Annotated in this window: 5 protein-coding genes; 4 read left to right on the plus strand and 1 reads right to left on the minus strand. The window is 74.6% G+C overall.

Going from position 1 to position 17,281, the window contains the following annotated elements:
- Positions 1-3 precede the first annotated feature (3 nt).
- Positions 4-1,650, minus strand: coding sequence for a (2,3-dihydroxybenzoyl)adenylate synthase (locus B9W62_RS38545; RefSeq protein ID WP_087811533.1), 1,647 nt, complete (start codon positions 1,648-1,650; stop codon positions 4-6).
- 218 nt (positions 1,651-1,868) lie between these two features.
- Here B9W62_RS38545 and B9W62_RS38550 point away from each other — a divergent pair, with 218 nt between their 5' ends.
- Genes B9W62_RS38550 through B9W62_RS38565 form a run of 4 tightly spaced genes read left to right on the plus strand, consistent with a single transcriptional unit; the run spans position 1,869 to position 17,273 of the window.
- Entirely contained in the window at positions 1,869-8,636 is a 6,768-nt protein-coding gene (locus B9W62_RS38550; protein ID WP_087811534.1) for a non-ribosomal peptide synthetase, read from the plus strand.
- Positions 8,633-14,182, plus strand: coding sequence for a non-ribosomal peptide synthetase (locus tag B9W62_RS38555; protein WP_087811535.1), 5,550 nt, complete (start codon positions 8,633-8,635; stop codon positions 14,180-14,182). Before B9W62_RS38550 ends, B9W62_RS38555 begins: the two co-directional genes overlap by 4 nt.
- On the plus strand, positions 14,179-15,330 hold the full coding sequence (locus tag B9W62_RS38560; protein ID WP_087811536.1) for a saccharopine dehydrogenase NADP-binding domain-containing protein: 1,152 nt from the start codon (positions 14,179-14,181) through the stop codon (positions 15,328-15,330). The genes B9W62_RS38555 and B9W62_RS38560 overlap by 4 nt, the downstream gene beginning before the upstream one ends.
- Positions 15,327-17,273, plus strand: coding sequence for a Gfo/Idh/MocA family oxidoreductase (locus B9W62_RS38565; RefSeq protein WP_087811537.1), 1,947 nt, complete (start codon positions 15,327-15,329; stop codon positions 17,271-17,273). Before B9W62_RS38560 ends, B9W62_RS38565 begins: the two co-directional genes overlap by 4 nt.
- Positions 17,274-17,281 lie beyond the last annotated feature (8 nt).

Below are 17,281 nucleotides of genomic sequence, written 5' to 3' on the forward strand. Positions count from 1 at the left end.
GCGTTACGGTCGGGGCAACCCCTGTGCCAGCGCGGCCTTGTCGACCTTCCCGACCGCGGTGAGCGGCAGCGCGGGGACCCGCACCACCTCGTCCGGAGTCTTGTAACCGGCCAGCCCGCGCTCCTTCAGATGGGCGGCCACCTCGCGTGCGCCGGGCGCGGTGCCCGTGCAGACGACGAAGGCGACGGACCGTTCCCCCCACCGCTCGTCGGGCACACCGACCAGCGCCGCCGCCGTGATCGCGGGATGCGTCAGCAGCTGTTCCTCCACCTCGACCGCGGCGACCTTTTCGCCGCCGCGGTTGATCTGGTCCTTGATCCGTCCCACCACCACGAGGTGACCGGACGGCAGGCGCCGCACCACGTCCCCCGAGCGGTAGTGGCCGTCCGGGGTGAACGCCGTGCGGTCGTGCTCCTCGGCGCGGTAGTAGCCGCGCAGCGTGTACGGGCCCCGGGTGAGCAGCTCTCCCGCCGTACCGTCCGGCACGGGCCTGCCGTCGCCGTCCACCACGAGTACCTCGTCGTCGGGCGAGACGGGCCGGCCCTGGGTCGCGCAGACCAGGTCCTCGGGGTCGTCGAGGCGGGTGAGGTTGATCAGGCCCTCCGCCATGCCGAAGACCTGCTGCACGGTCACCCCGAGCGCCGGTCCCAGCTTGCGTGCGTGCTCCTCGGGCAGCCGCGCTCCGCCGACCTGCACCACCGAGAGGCTCCCGAGGTCCCAGGAACCCGACGCGGCCTCGTCGATCCAATGGGAGACGAGCGGCGGGGTCAGCGAGGTCAGGGTCACGCCCTCCCGCTCGACGAGGGCGTACGCCGTCTGCGGGCTGGGGTCGGGCGCGACGACCACGGTTCCCCCGGCCATGAGGGTGCCCAGCACGCCGGGGCAGGCGAAGGCGAAGTTGAACCCGAGGGGAAGCACCGCCAGGTACACGGACCGCGCGTCGAGTGCGCAAACATCCGCGCAGGCGCGCGCGTTGTAGGAGTAGTCGTCGTGCGTGCGCGGGATGAGTTTCGGCAGTCCCGTGGTGCCGCCGGACAGCAGCAGGAGAGCCACATCGGCGGCATCCGCACCGCCGTCGCCGTCGCCGTCGGCGGCGGGAGCGGACTCGGCCGGTGCCTGCGCGCGCAGCGCCTCGAAGGGGACGAAGCCCTGGTCGGGCCCCGGATCGCCGACCACCACGACATGCCGCAGCGAGCCGCCCGGCCCCTGCTCCGCCCGTACCTCGCGCATCAGCTCCCGGTGGTCGAACCTGGCGTGCCGGTCGGGCACCACGCAGGCCACGGCGCCCGCGACGCGCACCAGATGGCCGATCTCCCGGCGCCGGTGGCCCGGCATCGCGTGCACCGGTACGGCACCGAGGCGCTGCAACCCGAACCACACGAGCAGGAACTCCGCGCGGTTGGGGAGTTGGACGACCACGCGGTCGCCCCGCCCGATCCCGAGTCCGCCGAGGCCGTGGGCCACACGGTCCGCCTCGGCGTCCAGCTCCGCGTAGGTCCACCGCCGTTCGCCGTCGACCAGGGCGACGCGCCCTCCGTGGGCGGCCGCGGAGGCGCGCAGCCGGGCGCCGAAGTTCACTCCCTGCCAGTGTCCGGCGGCTCGGTAGCGCGCCGCTTCGGCTTCGGACCAGGTCCGTTGAGTCTCGGTCATGGGACTTCGCCTCTCATTGCCGGGCCTCCGGCTCTGGCGCCGAGTCCCGTCGTGTGATTACGATGTGAAGTATAGAAATGATAATCATTTCTATCTAGCGGGGGGTTCGGCCCTGCGCCGTGGCGGTTCCCGGCGCCGGCGGCCCACGCGTCGACGACGTGCCGGCGTTGGCGTACTCCGACGCGGCCCCCACTCCATCCGACCGGAAGGCAGCACCAGTGAGCGATGAAGCAGTCGTCCAGGCGCGGACAGCGGAGGGAGGCGCCGGCAGCCCCGACCGCCAGGCGTCCGCCGCGGTGCGGGAAGCCGTGGCACGCGCGCTGGAGATCGCACCGGAGGAGTTGGCCGACGACCGCGACCTCTTCGAACTCGGCCTCGACTCACTGGTGCTGATGTCACTGGTCGGCGCCTGGCGGCGGCAGGGCATCGAGGTCACCTTCCAGGACCTCACGAACAGCCCGACCCTGGTGGACTGGACGACCCTGCTCACACAGGCGCGGGACGGCGCGGCCGCCCCCGCCGCCCCGCGGACGCCGCCCGCGCCGTCCGTGCCGCACGCCGCGACCGGGGCGGAGCCGGACGTCTTCCCGCTGGCCACGATGCAGCACGCCTACTGGATCGGACGCCAGGACGGACAGCCCCTCGGCGGCGTCGCCGCGCACTTCTACGTCGAACTCGACGGCCACGACGTCGATCCGGACCGCCTGGACGCCGCCCTGCGGTCGCTCGTGCTGCGGCACGGCATGCTCAGAGCCGTCTTCGACGAGGACGGAGGTCAGCGCTTCGGTACCGCAGGCGAGCCGCTCACCGTCCACGACCTGCGCGAACTCGCCCCCGCCGAGGCCGAGTCGGAGCTGACACGGCTGCGTGAGCGCAACACCCACGCCCACCCGGACGTCAGCGCCGGTGACGTCTTCCGCGCGGGGCTGTGCCTGCTGCCCGAAGGCAGGACCCGCCTGCACATCGACCTGGACATGATGGCCGGTGACGCGCTGAGCCTGCGGGTCCTCCTGGCCGACCTGCGCCGCTTCTACGAGTGTCCCGACGACCCGCCGCGCGAACTCGCCCTGGACTACCGGCGCTACCTCGCCGAGCACGACGTCCGCCGACGGGCGGAGCGCGAGCAGGCCGCCGCCTGGTGGCGCGAGCGCCTGCCGGAACTGCCGCGGGCCCCACGGCTGCCGACGACCGTCGACCCCCTGACCCCGGTCGGCGCGGACGACAGGGCACTGACCCACTCCCGCCGTCTGCACCACTGGCTCGGCCCCGCCGACAAGGCCGCGCTCGTCGGCGCCGCCCGCCGGCACGGACTCACTCCCGCCGCCGCTCTCGCCACCGCCTTCGCCGAGGTGATCGCCGCCTGGAGCGACAGCCGGCGCTTCCTTCTCAACCTGCCGCTGTTCGACCGGGACCTGTCCGTGCCCGACGCCGCCGCACTGGTGGGCGACTTCAGCAGCTCGGTCCTGCTCGACGCGGACATGAGCGCACCGCTTCCCTTCTCCCGGCAGGCCCGCGGCCTCCAGGAACGGCTGCGGGAGGGCATCTCCCACGGTGCGTACGGCGGTGTCGAGGTACTGCGCGACCTCGCCCGCGCCGAGGGAGCCCCGGTGCTGGCTCCGGTCGTGTACACCAGCGCCATCGGGCTGGGAGAGATCTTCGAACAGGACGTCCAGAAGTCCTTCGGCCGGCCTTCCTGGATCATCTCCCAGGGCCCGCAGGTCTACCTGGACGCGCAGGTCACCGAACTCGACGGCGGACTCCTGCTCAACTGGGACGTGCGGGACGGCGTGTTCGAGGCCGGCGTCCCCGACGCGGCGTTCGACGCCTACCGCCGCCTCGTCACCCGCCTGGTCACGGATCCCGGCGCCTGGGACCGGCCGGTGGACGGCCTGCTCGCCCCCGACGTCCTGCCCCGGCGCGCGGTGGCGGCGCTGCCCCCGACGCCCGTTCCGGACCGCGCCCTGCACACCCGCTTCTTCCGGCTCGCCGAGACCGCACCCGACCGCACCGCGGTCGCCGGCGCCACGGGCGGCACACTCACCTACGGCGAACTCGCCCGCAGGGCACGGCAGATCGCCGCGCTGCTGGGCGAGCACGGCGTACGGGAGGGCGACACCGTCGCCGTGACCCTGCCCAAGGGCGCCGGCCAGATCACCGCCGTCCTCGGCATCCTCGCCGCGGGCGCGGCCTACGCCCCGGTCGGCGTGGAACAGCCCGCCGTGCGCCGGCGCCGCATCCACTCCGTGGCCGGGGCGGCCGCCGTACTCACCGACCGCGACCACGCCCACCTGTGCGCGGAGGCCTCCGCGGCCCCCGTGCTGCTTCTGGAGGACGCGTCGGGCAGCCGGCCCGCGCCGGTCGTCCGGCCGGACCCCGCCCTGCCCGCCTACGTGCTGTTCACGTCCGGCTCGACGGGGCTGCCCAAGGGCGTCGAGGTCTCCCACCGGGCGGTCGTCAACACCGTCGAGGCGATGGCGGAGCAGCTGGGGCTCGGCCCGGCGGACCGCACGCTCGCGATCTCCGCGCTGGACTTCGACCTCGCCACCTGGGACATCTTCACCCCGCTGTCCCTCGGCGGCCAGGTGGTCGCCGTGGGCCAGGAACACCGCCGCGACGCCCACCACTGGGCACGGCTGGTGCGCACGCACGGGGTGACCCTGGTGCAGTGCGTGCCCGCCCTGCTGGACCTGCTGATGGCCGCCGGGGAGGACGAGGGCCTCGGGGACTCCCCGCGCATGGTGCTGCTCGGCGGCGACTGGGTCGGGCTCGACCAGCCCCGCCGGCTCCGGGCCCTCGTCCCCGGCTGCCGTTTCGTGGCGCTCGGCGGCATGACGGAGGCCGCCGTCCACTCCACGGTGTTCGAGGTGGAGCGGACCGATCCCGCCTGGAGGTCCGTCCCGTACGGTGTCCCGCTGCGCAACATGCGGGCCCGAGTCGTGGACGGCCGGGGACGCGACTGCCCCGATCTCGTGCCCGGCGAGCTGTGGATCGGCGGCCCCGGCGTGGCCAACGGTTACCGCGGGGATGCCGAACGCACCGCGGACCGCTTCGTCGACCACGACGGTGAACGCTGGTACCGCAGCGGCGACCTGGCCCGCTACCGGCCCGACGGCCTGCTGGAGTTCCTCGGCCGCGCCGACCACCAGGTGAAGATCGGCGGCCACCGCATCGAACTGGGCGAGGTCGAGTCCGCGCTGGAGGACGACCCCGCCGTCCTGCACGCCGTCGCCTGCGTGCTCGACACACCGGTCCGCCGCCTCGCCGCGGCCGTGTCCGCGCCCGGCGCCGCTCCCGACCCGGAGCGGGTCCGGCTGCGGGCGGCGGAGCGCCTCCCCGCCCACATGGTCCCCGAGCGCGTCCTCGTCCTGCCCGACCTGCCGTTGACCGCCAACGGCAAGCTCGACCGGGCGGCCGTCCACCGGGCGCTGACCGAGGCCGCGGGCCAGGAGGGCGCGCGTACGTCGGCACCGACCGGGCCGGTGGAGACGGCCGTGGCGGCCGAGTGGGCCGACCTGCTCGGCGTGGCCGAAGTGGGCCGCGAGAGCAGCTTCTTCCTGCTCGGCGGCGACTCGCTCGTCGCGACCCGCATGATCGGACGGCTGCGCGCCGCGGGCTTCCCCGGCGCCCGCGTGGCCGACCTCTTCGCCCGCCCCGTCCTTGGGCACTTCTGCGAGACACTGCGGCCCGCGACGACCGCCGCCGACGCGCCGTCACTGGCCACCGCGCCCCTCCTCGTGCCCGATCCGGACCGCGCGCACGAGCCGTTCCCGCTAACCGACGTCCAGGCCGCCTACCACACCGGCCGCGACCCCCGGTTCACCCTCGGCGGCGTAGGCACCTGGCACTACACCGAGTTCGACGGCACCGACGTCGACCTGGACCGGCTGGAGCGCGCCTGGAACACCCTCGTGCGACGGCACGGCATGCTCCGCGCGGTCGTCGAGGACGGACACCAGCGCGTGCTGCCCGACGTGCCGCCGGTACGCCTGCCGGTGGAGGACGCCCGCGCCGGTGGAGCGGCCGAGGCCCTGACCGGTCTGCGGGCCCGTCTGTCCCAGCAGGTCCGCGACCCCGCCCGATGGCCGCTCTTCGCCGTCGAGGCGGTGCGCTACCACGCGGACGAGGACACCGACGGGAAGGGCGCCGAGGAACGCACCCGGATCGGCGTCGGCCTGGACTACCTCGTCCTCGACGCGCTCTCCATCACCACGCTCTACGCCGAACTGAACGCGCTCTACGCCGACCCCGAACACCCGCTGCCGCCCGTGGACGTGTCGTTCCGCGACTACCTGACCCGTCTCCCGGCGGACCCGGAGTCCACCGAAAGGGGCCGCGCCCACTGGCAGTCCCGGCTGCCGGAACTGTCGCCACCGCCTGCCCTGCCTTTCGACCGGGACCCGGCGACCCTCGACGCGCCCGTCTTCACCCGGCGCCGGCTGAGCCTGCCGGCCGAGGACTGGCAGGCCGTCAAGCGGGACGCGGCCCGGCACGGTCTGACCCCGTCCACCGTCCTGCTCGCCCTGTATGGAGAGGTACTGGCGGCCTGGAGCGGGTCCGACGCCGTGACCGTCACCCTCACCCTCTTCAACCGGCGTGACGTTCACCCGCACATCCACCGGGTGCTGGGCGACTTCACCTCCCTGTCCCTCGCCGGCTACCTGCGCGAGGGCGCCGACTGGCTTGCGGCGGCAGCCGCGCTGCAACGGCGGCAGGCCGAGGACCTCGACCACGCCGACGTGCCGATCGACTGGCTGCTGCGGGAGTTCGGCCGGCGCACGGGCACGGTGGACGCCGCCGCGCCCGTGGTGTTCACCAGCGCCGTCGGCGTCGGTGACGCGACCCTGGCGGGAGGAGACGCCGGGTTGCCCGCGAAGGTCCACGGCATCTCCCAGTCCCCGCAGGTCTGCCTGGACAACCAGGTCACCGAGGAGTCCGGGAACCTGGTCGTCACCTGGGACGCCGTCGAGGAACTCTTCGCCGAGGGCGTGCTGGACGCCATGTTCCGCGCGTACGAGCGGCTGCTGCGGCACCTCGTGGACGGTGACTGGGAGACACCCCTGCCCGACCTGGTGCCCGCCTCCCACTACGAACGGCGGGCCGCCGCGGCCCGCGAGGCGGTCCTGGAGCCGGTGGCGCCGCGACCGCTGCACCAGCTGTTCCTCTCCCACGCGACGGCCACCCCCGACCGCACCGCCCTCGTCACCACGGCGGGGGAGGAGGTGACCTACGGCACCCTCGCCGCGCAGGCGCTGCGCACCGCCGCCGCGCTCGCCGACGCGGGCACACGGCCGGGCGACCTGGTCGCGGTCACCCTCCCCAAGGGCCCGGAGCAGATCGCGGCCGTCCTCGGCGTCCTCGCGGCCGGCGCCGCCTACGTCCCCCTGAGCCTCGAACAGCCCGCGGCCCGGCTGGAGCGCGTGCACGCCACGGCCCGTTTCGACGTCGTCCTGGGCGGCTGGCCCGCTCCGGAGGGCACCGGTCCCCGCACCCTGTCCTTCGCGGACACACAGGGCGGCGAGCCGCCGGCCGCACCGGTCGGGACGGCTCCCGAGTCGCTCGCCTACGTGATCTTCACCTCGGGCTCCACGGGCGAGCCCAAGGGCGTCGAGATCACCCACGCCGCCGCCTGGAACACGATCGCGGACATCAACGCCCGGCACCGGGTGTCCGCCGACGACCGCGTCTTCGCCCTGTCGGCACTGGACTTCGACCTCTCCGTGTACGACGTCTTCGGCCTGCTCGCCGCGGGCGGCTCCCTCCTGCTGCCCACCGAGGAGCAGCGCCGCGAACCGGCCCGCTGGCCGCGCCTGCTGGAACGGTACGGCGTGACCCTCTGGAACACCGTCCCGGCCCTGCTCGACCTGCTGCTCGACGCCGACGAACAGGACGCCCGCGAAGGCGGCGCCGGGCGGGAAGGCAGCGACGGAAGAGAGCAGGGCCGGCTCGCGGGGCTGCGGACCGCGCTGGTCTCCGGCGACTGGATCGGCCTCGATCTGCCCGCCCGGCTGCGCGCCCGGACCGCGCGGCCCTGCGCCTTCGTCGCGATGGGCGGCGCCACCGAGGCCGCCATCTGGTCCAACACCCTGACCGTCGACGAGCCCGACCCCCGGTGGGTCTCCATTCCCTACGGGCGCCCCCTGACCGGGCAGCGGTACCGCGTGGTCGGCCGGGACGGCCGGGACTGCCCCGACTGGGTACCCGGCGAACTGTGGATCGGCGGCGCGGGACTGGCCCGCGGCTACCTGGCCGACCCGGAACGGACCGCCGAGAAGTTCGTCGAGCGGGACGGCCGGCGCTGGTACCGGACCGGCGACCTGGGCCGGTACCGCGGCGACGGACTGCTGGAGTTCCTCGGCCGGCTCGACAGCCAGCTGAAGATCGCCGGCCACCGCATCGAGGCGGGCGAGGTCGAAGCCGCCCTGGAGGCGCATCCGGCCGTCGCCCGGGCCGCCGTCGTCGCCGTGGGAGAGCGCACCGCCCGGCGCCTGGTCGCGTTCGCCGTACCGCACGAGCCGCCGCCCGCCGGGGGCACCGGGCCGGCCGAGGACCCCGGACTCACCGAGAGCCTCTTCGGCCTGCTGGCCGAGCGGGTACCGGTCTACGCCGTACCGTCCCGCATCCTGCTCCTGCCCGCCCTGCCCCTGACCGGCAACGGCAAGGTCGACCGGGCCGCCCTGGCCGGCCTCGCGGGACCGGAGCCGCTGCCGGCCGCGGCCGAGCCACCGCGGGGCGAGACCGAGACGGCCCTGGCCGCGCTCTGGCACGGGTACCTGCCCACCACCGCGCCGGACCGCGACGCCAACTTCTTCACCGCCGGCGGCGACAGCCTCACCGCGCTGCGCCTGCTCACCGCGATCGAACGCCGCTTCGCGGCCACCGTGCCCGCCCGCCGCTTCTTCGCCGCACCGACCATCGCCGCGCTCGCCGCGGACATCACCCGAACCCTCGCGGCCCACGGGACCGCCTACGAGACCGGAGAGCTGTGAACATCGCTGAACTGCTGGCCCGATACGCCGACGACGGCGTGACGCTCTGGGCCCAGGACGGACACCTGCGCTTCCGGGCCCCGCAGGGCAGGCTCACGGACACCCACCGAGCCGAACTGCGCACGCACAAGGAAGCCATCCTGCGCCACCTGGAGGCGGCGGAGCCCACGCTGCGGGCCGACCCCGACAACCGCCACGAACCGTTCCCGCTCACGGACATCCAGGCCGCCTACCTCATCGGCCGCACCGACGCCTACGCCTACGGAGGCGTCGGCTGCCACGCCTACGTGGAGCTGGAATACCCCGATCTGGACGTGGACCGCGTCACCGCCGTATGGCGGGAGCTGGTCCAGCGGCACGACATGCTCCGCGCCGTCATCCACCACGACGGCCACCAGCGGGTCCTGCCCGAGGTGCCCGCGCTGACCGTCGGTACCGACGACCTGACCACGCTGGAGGCCGCCGCCGCCGACGCCCGGGTCGCGCGCACCCGGGCCCGGCTGTCGGCCCGCGAGACACCCACCGACCAGTGGCCCCTCTTCGACGTACACGTGTCCCGGACCACCGAACGGGCCGTGCTCCACCTCGCCTTCGACATGCTCGTCGTCGACCACGCGAGCCTGCGCCTCCTGCTCGCCGAGTTCCAGCGCGGCTACGGCGGCACCGCACTCTCCGACGCCCCGCGCGTCACCTTCCGCGACTGCGTCCTGGCCCGCCGCGCCCTGACCGGCACCGACGGCCACGCCCGCGATCGCGGCTACTGGACCGAACGCCTCGACACCCTGCCGCCCGCCCCCGAACTGCCGCTCGCCGAAGCCTGGGAGGCCGCCGTGACGGCCCCGGACGAAGGCGGTCGCACCCATGCCCCCGACGACCCGGTGACCTTCCGACGGCTCGAGGTCCTGTTGCCCGCGGCCGACCGGGACCGGCTCACCGAACGGGCCGCACGGCGCGGCCTGACCGTGTCGGCGGCGCTGCTCACCGCCTACGCCGAAACGGTCGGCGCCTGGTCGCGGACCAGCCGCTTCACCCTCAACGCGCCCACCGTCGACCGGCCCGCCCTGCACGACGACATCGACCGCCTCGTCGGCGACTTCACCTCGCTCGAACTCCTCGCCGTCGACCTCGGCGCCCCGGCCGGTTTCGCCGAGCGGACCGGGGCCGTGGCGGAACAGCTCCTCGAAGACCTGGCCCACCCGCTGTTCACCGGCTCGGAGGTGCTCGCCGAACTCTCCCGCAGAGCCGGCGCCCCGGTGCTCATGCCGGTCGTCTTCACCAGCGCCCTGGGCTCCGGCGCCACCGCCGAGGGCGTGCCCCCCGAGGTGACGTACGCCGTGACCCGGACGCCCCAAGTGTGGCTCGACTGCCAGGTCATGCACCGCGGCGACGCGCTGAGCCTGTCCTGGGACGTCCGGGACGGCGCGCTCGCCCACGGGGTGGCCGACGCCATGTTCGAGGCGTACACCGCACTCGTACGGTCGCTGTCGGCCGCGGGCCCGGCCGGTGAGGACGCCTGGGACGCACCGGCCCGCATCACCCTGCCCGCGGTGCAGGCGGCGCGCCGCGACGCGGTCAACGCCACCGAGGGCCCGCTGCCGGACGCCCTGCTGCACGAACCCCTGCTCGCCCGGGCACGGACCACACCGGACGCCATCGCGGTCCGCACCCCCGGACTGTCCCTCACCTACCGGCAGCTCGTGGCCCGCGCGACCGGTGTCGCACAGACGCTGACGGCGTCGGGACTGCGCGCCGGGGAACCGGTGGCGATCTGGACGGACAAGGGCTGGGAGCAGGTCGTCGCCGTCCTCGGCACCCTCATGGCGGGCGGCGCCTACCTGCCCGTCGACACGGCCCAGCCGCCCGCCCGCCGGGACACGATCATCGCGGACGCGGGCGTCCGCACCGTCCTCACCCAGTCCTGGCTGGCCGAGCTCGAAGACCTCCCGGCCACGGTGTCCGCCGTCGCCGTGGACCGCGTCGCGGAATCCGCCCCGGACGGTACGGCGGCCACCGCCCGCCGGGATCCGGACGACCTCGCCTACGTCATCTACACCTCCGGCTCCACCGGCACGCCCAAGGGCGTGATGATCAGCCACCGGGCCGCCCTCAACACCGTCGAGGACATCAACCGCCGCTACTCGGTGACGGCGGACGACCGCGTCCTCGGCATCGCCGGGCTCGGCTTCGACCTGTCCGTCTACGACCTGTTCGGACCGCTCGCCGTCGGCGCCACCCTCGTCCTGCCCCGGGCCGACCGGCGCGGCGACCCCTCCCACTGGGCCGAACTGGTCCGCGACTTCGGCGTCACCGTGTGGAACTCCGTGCCGGGCCAGCTCCACATGCTGTGCGACTGGCTCCGCTCCGAGCCCCCCGCCGACGACGGCACCCTGCGACTCGCGCTGATATCCGGCGACTGGATACCGGTCGCGCTGCCCGACCAGGCCCGTGCCCTCCTGCCCGGCCTGGAGGTCATCTCGCTCGGCGGAGCCACCGAGGGCTCCATCTGGTCCATCGCCCACCCGGTCGGCGAGGTGGACACCGCCCGCCCGAGCATCCCCTACGGCACCCCCCTGACCAACCAGACCTTCGCCGTGCTCGACCGGCACCTAAGGCCACGCCCCGAATGGGTGCCCGGCGAGCTGTACATCGGCGGCGCCGGCGTGGCCCTCGGCTACTTCGGCGACGCGCAACGCACGGCGGAGCGGTTCCTCACCCACCCCGCCACCGGTGAACGGCTCTACCGCACGGGCGACCTCGGCCGGTACCTCCCCGACGGGACCATCGAGTTCCTGGGCCGGGAGGACGCCCAGATCAAGATCCGCGGCTACCGGGTCGAACTCGCCGAGGTGGAGGCCGCCGTACAGGCCCACCCGGCCGTCGCGGCCGGCGCCGTCGTCGTCGACGACTCGGCGGCAGGAGGACGACGCCTGGCCGCCTTCGTGGAGACGGCGCGCAAGGACGGCGGGCCGGCGCACCAGGACGACACGTCCCCGGTGACCGGCAGGGACCGGGCACGCGCCGCGGCGGCCGACGCCGTGCGCGAGGCCTCCGCGGCCGTCGACTCCGCCCGGCTCACGGACTTCCTGGCCGCCCTCGACGACGTGGCCGTCGCCGAGATGACCCGGGTCCTGACCGCCACCGGCGTGTTCGACGGGGGAGCGGCCCGCACGGCGGAGGAGATCGGCACGGCCTTGCGGGCCACGCCCCGGCACCGGCACATCGTGCGCCGCTGGCTGCGGGCCCTCGCCGCCCGGGACCGGCTCACCCACCGCGACGCCGACGACGCCTACACCGGTCTCGTCCCGGTCTCTGCGCCCGAGACGGAGCGCCGCTGGCGGCTGGCCGCCGACCTGGAGCACGAGATCGGGTGGAGCACCGAACTGCTCACCGTCATGCGCACCTGCGCCGAACGGCTGCCCGAGCTGGTCTCCGGGGAGGTGGGCATCCGCGACCTGCTCTTCCCGGGCGCCGCGACGGACGCCGCGGACGCCGCCTACCGGGACAACCTCGCCATCCGGCACCTCAACCGGGCGGTGGTCGCCGCACTGCGCGAGATCGCCGCGAACCACACCGGTGAGGAGCGGCTGCGCGTGCTGGAGGTCGGCGGCGGCGTCGGCGGCACCACCGGCGAACTGGTGCCCGTCCTCGCCGAATACGGCGTCGACTACCTGTTCACGGACCCCTCGGCGTTCTTCCTGAACGAAGCCCGCGAGCGCTTCGCCGACCACACATGGGTCCGCCACCAGCGCTTCGACGTCGACCAGGACCCGCGCGCCCAGCACCTGGCGCCCAACACCTTCGACGTCGTGGTCTGCGCCAACACACTGCACGCCGCCGCCGACGCGGACGCCGCCGTGGGCAGGCTCCGGGAACTGCTCGTACCGGGCGGGCAGCTCGTGTTCGTGGAGAACACCCGCGACGAGAACCTCCCGCTGCTCGTCTCCATGGAGTTCCTGGAGGTCGCCGGACGCGCCTGGACCGACGTGCGCGAGCACACCGGACAGTCCTTCCTCACCCACACCCAGTGGCGCGAACTCCTCGACGGGCACGCCGCGTCCGAGGTCGTCTCGCTCCCCGGCCCCCAGGACGCCCTGGCCGCCACCGGACAGGAGGTGTTCCTCGCCACGATGAAGGACGACCGCCACCACGTTCCGGTGGGTGAGCTGGCCCGAACGGCGGCCACCCGGCTCCCGGAGTACATGCTCCCCGCGGTGTGGCAGGTGGTCGACGCCCTGCCCCGCACGGCCAACGGCAAGACCGACCGCGCCCGCCTGGAGTCCTGGCTGCCCCGGGAGAGCGCACCGGTCGTCGTGGACGAGCAGCCGAAGGACGAGCTGGAGAGCGCCCTGGCCGACCTGTGGACGGAGCTCCTCGCGACCGGCCCCGTCACCCGCAACGACGACTTCTTCGACCTCGGCGGCGACTCCCTCCTGGTCGCCCGCATGGTGGGCCGGCTGCGCGAACGCGTCCCGCAGGCGGCGGACCTGGAGTGGGAGGTCGTCCTGCGCCACATGCTGCGCCGCCCCACGGTCGCGGGCCTCGCGGGGTTCCTGCGCGGCCTCGCCGGCGCCCAGGACGCGCCCGCGCCCGGGACCGTACGCACGGACCCGGTGATCCACCTGCATGGCTCCCGCTCGCCGGACGAGCCGACGACCGTGCTGGTGCACGCCGGAACCGCGACGATCATGCCGTACCGGGCGCTGATCACCGAGATCAGGCGCCGCTCGCCGGGCCTCGCCGAGGTCGTCGGCGTGGAGGTGCCCGACCTGAGCGCCTTCCTCGCCGCGCCCCCCGACGGACTGATCGAGCAGATGGCGGCCGACTACGCACGGGCCCTGACGGCGGACGGCCGCCAACGCTTCCACGTCGTCGGCTACTGCCTGGGCGGCCTGATCGCCACGGAGGTGGCCCGCAACCTCGCCGAGTCCGGGGCGGAGGTGGAGAGCCTCACCGTCATCAGCAGCCACAGCCCCCGCTTCCGCCTCGACGACGAACTCCTCGCCGAGTACTCCTTCGCCGTCATGATGGGCATCGACCCGGCCGACCTCGGCTTCCCGGACGACCAGTACCGGGTGGCCGCTGCGGCCGACGCCGTCCTGGCCGCCAGCCCGGGTGTCCTGCCGGACGGCGGACTCGCGGCCCTGCCCCGGGAGTTCGACGATGTCGCGAGCCGCTTCCGGCGACTCGCCGACGTCCCCCGCGCCACCCGTATCGCCCGCATGTGCGAGGCCGTACCGGCATCGGCCGGCAGCTACGAACCCGACCACATGACACGGCTCTTCCTCGCCTTCCGGCAGAGCGTCTTCGCCATCACCCGCTACGACGCCGAGCCCTACGCGGGCGACATCACCTTCCTGCGCCACGACGGCGCCTACCCCTTCCCCGGCAGCAAGGACGCCGTCACCGCCTACTGGGAGGAACTGACCCTGGGCGACCTGGACATCGTCGACATCGGCGGCGACCACTACAGCTGCCTGTCCGTCGAACACGCGCCCGAGATCCTCAAGACCCTCGGCGAACTCACCCAGGGGGCGATCACCCGATGACCGAGCCCCTGATCGGAGTCCTCGGCGCATCCGGAGCGGTCGGCCGGGCCGCCGTACGGGAACTGCGCGCACTCGGGCACACCGGACTGCGCCTGGGCGGCCGGACCGCGTCGGCCCTGAGCGCGGTCGCCGAGGAGGACCCGACCGGCCGCGACGAGACCGTGTGGGCGGACGCCGGCGCACCGGACGGCCTGCGCGCCTTCACCGAGGGCTGCGGCATCGTCCTCAACTGCGCGGGCCCCACCTACCGGCTGCGCGCCACGGTCGCCTCCGCCGCACTCGCCGCCGGGGCGGACTGCGTCGACGTGGCCGGGGACGACCCGGCCGCCGAGGACCTCCTGGACGCGGGCGACCCGGCCCGCGACGGCCGTACGGTCGTCCTGTCGGCCGGGGCCCTGCCGGGCCTGTCCGGCCTCCTGCCCCGCTGGCTGGCCGGGCAGGGCCTGGACCGTGTCGCCGCGCTGACCGCGCACTGCGGCGGCCTGGAGACCTGCTCGCCGACGGTGGCGCACGACCTCATGCTCTCCCTCACCTTGGGGGGCGCGGACGGCGCGGCTTACGGCGAGGCCCTCGCCGCCGTCCGCGACGGCCGGCGCGTCCCGCGCGCCCTGCGCATCACTGAGGACACCGAACACCACGCCTTCCCCGGCCGGGTGGCGCTCCAGCCCTACCTCAGCGGGGAGAGCGAACGCCTCGCCACCGTCCTCGGCCTGGACCGGCTCGACTGGTACAACGTCCACCCCGGCCCCGCGGTACGCGCCCTGCTCAACGTGCTGCCGGGCCGCCTCGCCGCCGGGGACGACCCGGCGGAGCTGGCGGACCGGCTGTTCCTCGCCGCCGACCTCGACCTGGCCGGACGGACGCCCTACTACGTCATGGACTTCGAGCTGTCGGGCACCGCGTCCGGGCGCCCGGCCACCGCCGGACTGACCCTGCGCGCGGCCAGCAGCTACCGGCTCACCGCGGCCGTCGGCGCGCTCGCGGTGGACGCCGTGCTGCGGGCCCGGGTGCCCGCGGGAGTGCACTTCGCCCGCGACGTGCTGGACCCGGACACCGTGGTGCGCCACCTGCGCGGCCGCGGCGTCGCGGACCTGCGGCTCACCGGCGCGGCGGCCGACGCCGACCAGGTGGAAGAGGGCGTGCTGTGAACGACACCTCCACCCCCTTCCGGGTGCTGGTCTGCGGCACCAACTTCGGCCGCTTCTACGCCGAGGCCGCACACCGCCGCCCCGGATACGCGCTGGCCGGCATCCTGAGCCGGGGCTCGGCCGCCTCCCGGGCGTACGCGGAGCGCCTCGGCGTCCCCCACTACACCGACACCGACGACCTCCCGGCCGACATCGACGCCGCCTGCGTGGCGGTCGGTTCCGCCATCTCGGGCGGCGCCGGCACCGAGCTGGCCAGGGCGCTCATGGACCGGGGCATCCACGTCCTCCAGGAACACCCCGTCCACCTCACCGAGTTGACGAACAGCCTCACCCACGCACGCCGCCGGGGCGTGCAGTACCGCCTCAACACCCACTACCCGCACGTCTCGCCGGTCCGCGGCTTCGTCGACGCGGCCCGCAGACTCGTCGCACAACAGCGGCCGCTCTTCGTGGACGCCGCCACCCCGGTCCACCTGATGCACCCCCTGGTGGACATCCTCGGCCGCGCGCTGGGCACCCTGCGCCCCTGGCGCTTCGCGGACCCCGCGCCGCTGCCCGCCGCCGTCGGACCGCAGCCGTTCCGCTCCCTGCACGGCATGCTGGCGGGCGTACCCCTCACCCTGCGCGTGCACCACCAGCTCGACCCGTCCGACCGGGACAACCACGCCCTGCACTGGCACCGGATCTCCCTCGGCACGGAGGGCGGAGTGCTCACCCTGGCCGACACCCACGGCCCCGTGCTGTGGAGCCCCCGGCTGCACGTCGGACGCGACGCCGACCGGCGCCTCGTCCTCGACGGACCCGGCACCGGCCGGCTGGGCCTGGGCACCACCGCCGTGGTCGGCGCCACGGGCACCTTCCGGACCGTCTTCACCGACCTGTGGCCCGAAGCGGTCGGCAGCGCTCTCGACGGGCTCCGCGAAGCCGTCGAGCAGGGCGGCGACGCCCTGCGCACCGGCCAGTACGACCTGGCCGTGTGCCGCATCTGGTCCGACCTCGCCGCACGGCTCGGACCGCCAGAGATCGTCCGTCCGGCCACCCCGCGGCCCCTCGCGCTCAGCGACGTCTTCCCCGCCCCACAGCACACTCGCGCCGACCCGGCCCGCACCGACGCGCACCGCGCCGACGACCCGGCCCGCACCCGCGGCGCGGCGCGTGCCTCGCCCTACACCCCGTCGGCCGAGTTCTTCGACCTCGTCGCCGCCGAGCACACCGCGACCGCGAGCGCGCCCGCCGTCGCCGCGCTGCTCGCCGACGCCGACCTGAGCACCGGACCGGTCGTCGACATCGGCGCCGGTACCGGCCTGGTGACCGAGGCCGTCGCCCGTGCCCGGCCGGACGCCGAGATCCTCGCCTGCGAACCGGCGGTCGGCATGCGCGCCGTACTCACCAGCAGGGTGTTCAGCGACCCGGACCTGCGCTCCCGCGTCACCGTCACCGCCGACGCCGCGCCCGGCCTGGACCTCCCGGAACGGGTCAGCGCCGTCCTGCTGTGCGGTGTCCTCGGCCACCTCGACGCCGCCGGGCGGGCCCTGCTGTGGCGGCGGCTGAACCGGCGGCTGGCCCCCGGCGGGCTCGTGGTCGTCGAACTCATGCAGTTCGAGGAGCCGTTGACTCTCCCCGAGACCAGGCTCGCCACCGCCACCGCCGGACGCCACCGCTACGAGTGGTCGTTCGGCGGAGCGCCCGACGAGACGGAGGACGGCGTGCTGCGGCTGCACTCCACCTGGCGCGTCTACCGCGAGGACGCCACCGAGGCGGAGCGCGAGGTGCACGACTCCTACCGGTGGGAGCCGTTCGGACTGAAGGACGTGGTCGCCGAGTCCGGAATGACCGCGCGCACCCTGCCCACCCGCCCCGGAGCACCCCCGCTGGCCGTACTCACCCGCGCACCGGACGCGGCGAACACCCCTGTCCCCGTCTCCACCTCCACCCACGGCTGAGGACCACC

It is taken from the genome of Streptomyces sp. CS113, assembly GCF_002188365.1.
GTDB classification, from domain to species: domain Bacteria; phylum Actinomycetota; class Actinomycetes; order Streptomycetales; family Streptomycetaceae; genus Streptomyces; species Streptomyces tendae.

What these genes read in the sequence shown, in the direction of transcription:
- B9W62_RS38560 (WP_087811536.1), top strand. Translation starts at nt 14,179, where the DNA reads ATGACCGAGCCCCTGATCGGAGTCCTCGGCGCATCCGGAGCGGTCGGC.
- B9W62_RS38545 (WP_087811533.1), bottom strand. Translation starts at nt 1,650, where the DNA reads ATGACCGAGACTCAACGGACCTGGTCCGAAGCCGAAGCGGCGCGCTAC.